Genomic DNA, 2,175 nt, shown 5'->3' with positions numbered 1-2,175 from the left:
CCATGCATCCTCTCTAATTAGTAGCGCACAATTTGCAACATTGCATTTGGCACTTAAATTTCGAAAGGAAGAATAACAACTCGTCGCAAAAATACTAAAAAAACCATCAAAAAACGGGTGTAAACGGCACATTTGGTAATTAAATTACACATTCACTGTAATTTAGCGTAACATCACTCAACAAGCCCAGAGCTAACAGCATACTTGGCAAGCTCTGCCGTAGAGTGAATGTCGAGCTTATGCTTGATATTTTGTCTATGGGTTTCAACCGTTCGGTAACTGATATTTAATCCCTTCGCGATCTCTTTACTGCTCTCCCCTTTAGCCACTAATTTCAACACAGCTTCCTCACGCCTACTCAATGGGTTCTTCACAGATTGTGTGGGAGTAATAGGCTGAGTAAACAAGTTCTGAGTCACTTTTTCACAGAAATAGGTTGAGCCTTGATTGACCGTCTTGATTGCCTGCACCATTTTTTCAGCCGAAATTTCTTTCAACATATAGCCGACAGCACCCGATTGCATCACCTTCATGATGTATTCACGGTTGTTATGCATGGTCAGCATCAGCACCTTAGCTTGAGGATCTTCCTCTTTAATCAGGTGAGTGGCATCAATACCATTCATGATAGGCATGCTGATATCCATCAACACCACATCAGGGCGCAAGTCTTTAACCACTTCAACGGCTTCTAATCCATTGCTGGCTGTACCTATCACGCTAATATCAGGCTCGAGTTCTAATCTCGCCATAAAGCCATCCAGTACCACTTGGTGATCATCTGCAATCACAACTCGAATAACTTCACTCATTCACTAATCCCTCTAGTGTCAGTAACACTGTAATTTCCGTTCCAAAGCCAACCTCACTCATCAATTCAAAGTCACCACCGATGAACTCCACCCGTTCTCTCATGTTACGTAACCCAATACCTCGCTTTTCCATTGCTTTATAGGTATTGAAACCGACTCCATCGTCTTGGATGAGCAACTGCAACACATTTCCAATTTGCTGTGCGATAACCGTTACTTTGGTCGCTTGTGCGTGTTTCTCTATATTATTCAGTGACTCTTGCACCACTCGATATAAAGTCGTCGCAGCTTCTGATTTCAACTTTCCCGGCTGCGTATTAAACAAGGTTTCCACTTCAATGCTCGAGTGCGCCTGAAAGTCTAATAACAGCGAAGACAACGCCGCTTCTAAGCCGATATCATCCAATGAACTTGGTCGAAGTTGATGCGAAATATGCCTCACCTCTTCGATTGCCCGCATCAGTGAATGCTGAGACTTATTCAAATGCACTTTAAGGTCTTCGCTTTGTAGCTTATTACCGAGCAGTTCTAAGTGACAGCGACTCGACACTAATAACTGGTTAATACCATCATGCAACTCACGCGCTAGATGCTTCTTTTCGTCCTCTTGAAACATCACCGTCTTATGAGCTAGTTCCTTCAAGTTGTTATCCGCTATCCGATGTTCATGCATGTTAATGGCCAACGTCAGTACAATGATGACCGCGACCGTCACACTCAGAATCACCACAATCGAAAAGAACGTGGTTTCAATATTCTTGTTAATTGCGGCCTGCATCGAGGCCACTTCTTGATGCACATCCTCAATATACAAGCCGGTGCCAATCATCCAGTCCCAGCGCTCTAACCAAGCGGCGTAACTCAGCTTCGATACCACCTCACCTGTCGAAGGTTTTTGCCACAAATATTGGTGAAATCCTCCGCCTGTTTGTGCTTCTCTTAACAAGGCTTCTATCAGAAAGTCGCCATCTTCATCTTGCAGTTGAAGTAAGTTTTGCCCTATCAACTCTGGCTGGATTGGATGAACCAAATTGGTTCCGTGGCGATCATACGCAAAGAAGTAACCGTCAGAGCCATACCTTAGTTTAGACAATATGGTTCGAACTTCTCTTTTGGCTTGTGCTTCTTGGATATCGGGATCGTTGTAGATATGTTCGATGGCATCAAATGCGAGATCAACAGTGTCTTTGAGGGCGTTTTCACGCGACTTAATTAAGCTGTCTCGGAAGATTTCGACCTCTTTCTCACCCAACGTCTTAGTTTGGTGTAACGAGATCCAACTAATGCTCGCCGTTACAATCAGCAACGGGAGTAGCGTCAGCAAAATCAGCTTAACTTTTAGAGGCATTCCTTTTCCTCACAA

Annotated in this window: 2 protein-coding genes; both read right to left on the bottom strand. The window is 43.8% G+C overall.

All coding sequences use genetic code 11. The features are described 5' to 3' along the window. Window positions 1-173: 173 nt before the first annotated feature. The gene (locus AB4653_RS19590; RefSeq protein WP_012604298.1) at window positions 174-812 is read right to left on the bottom strand and encodes a response regulator transcription factor; all 639 of its coding nucleotides are present in this window, start codon (window positions 810-812) and stop codon (window positions 174-176) included. After that, entirely contained in the window at window positions 805-2,160 is a 1,356-nt protein-coding gene (locus AB4653_RS19585) for a cache domain-containing protein (RefSeq protein WP_012604299.1), read from the bottom strand. The genes AB4653_RS19590 and AB4653_RS19585 overlap by 8 nt, the downstream gene beginning before the upstream one ends. Window positions 2,161-2,175 lie beyond the last annotated feature (15 nt).

The organism is Vibrio sp. 10N.222.48.A3 (assembly GCF_041475345.1).
In the GTDB taxonomy this organism is placed as follows: domain Bacteria; phylum Pseudomonadota; class Gammaproteobacteria; order Enterobacterales; family Vibrionaceae; genus Vibrio; species Vibrio tasmaniensis_A.
Note: the sequence above shows the minus strand (reverse complement) of the source record. Positions and strands in the feature narration are given on the sequence as shown.